1 protein-coding gene is annotated in these 1,101 nt (G+C 37.3%); it reads right to left on the bottom strand.

The features are described 5' to 3' along the window. Positions 1–62: 62 nt before the first annotated feature. Positions 63–731 (bottom strand): hypothetical protein, encoded by a 669-nt coding sequence (locus Q0791_RS24885; RefSeq protein ID WP_299011951.1) that lies wholly within the window; start codon positions 729–731, stop codon positions 63–65. Positions 732–1,101 lie beyond the last annotated feature (370 nt).

The following is a 1,101-nucleotide window of genomic DNA, read 5'->3' as shown; positions in this document are numbered from 1 at the left end:
ACTTGGCTCACTTCACAATCAGTATTCATTGTTTATGAGCCAGAAAAGTGGGGATCCCTCAGTCACGGGTATATATCGCCTGAACCATCTGTGATGCTGATATTACCAGCGATGTGTTGAAGCTTTATGTCACCAGAGCCATCATCAATTATCAGATCTCCAGCACTATTGCGAATTGTCATCATCCCTGAACCGTCAGTAACCGTTGTATTTCCTGAATTGTTTTTGATGATGATACTGCCGGAACCATCTTGGATATCAAGTTGATGTCCACCGATAATTTGGATATTTCCAGAGCCATCATTGAGTTGAATGTTAGCTTCCATATTGGTTATTTTTATTGCACCTGAGCCATCATTGATATCGAGTGAAAAATAGGCAGGAATAGATAGGACGAGATCCATGTAAGGATTTGGGCGCATATTCTTGTGTTGTTCAAAGCTGGTGTTTAATTTTGCTATATCGCCATATTTTTTTAGCGTCAAAATATAAGGCGTATTTTCATGATAATAAATGTTTGCCGTGAGTTTAATCTCTTTTTGACTTTTGACACCATTAATTGTTAATTGTCCAGCGCCGACATTAGCCATAAGGCTGCTAAGATCTTCTGTATTAAGTATTCTGGTTTCCTGTTTATGTTTTAGAGAAGAGTGGTTGGCACCTTCAACATAGATAATGCATCCAGATACAGACAGTAATAAAACACTCATAACGATTAGAGTACGGAACATATTTGGTCATCCCTTTTGTATTGTGATTTCAATGAGTATTTTTAAGCAAGCAATATACCAATATTTAATCTATTGATTTTTAAAATATTAATTTTATTTTGTTCAGGATGTTGATTGAATTGTGAGTATTTTGATGATTATTTGTAGAATTTGACTAGGGTCTGTTGATATTTCATGATTAAATTATGTCCGAGATAAACGTGTTTTAATCGCGGCAAGAGGGGTGACGCTTAGTCATTTTAAGCGAATGTCTCTCAACAAAGAGTAAACACGTTTAGTGAATCCTACGGACAGCGCTTGTCGCTCCTTTCTACGGCGTTATCGCTTATTTATGGACGACCCCAAGGATGGGGAAGGTAGAGCGACGTTT

The organism is uncultured Shewanella sp., assembly GCF_947495455.1.
Classification (GTDB): domain Bacteria; phylum Pseudomonadota; class Gammaproteobacteria; order Enterobacterales; family Shewanellaceae; genus Shewanella.
Note: the sequence above shows the minus strand (reverse complement) of the source record. Positions and strands in the feature narration are given on the sequence as shown.

Excerpts from the sequence above, each read along its gene's own strand:
- Q0791_RS24885 (WP_299011951.1), bottom strand. The coding sequence starts at position 731 with ATGTTCCGTACTCTAATCGTTATGAGTGTTTTATTACTGTCTGTATCT.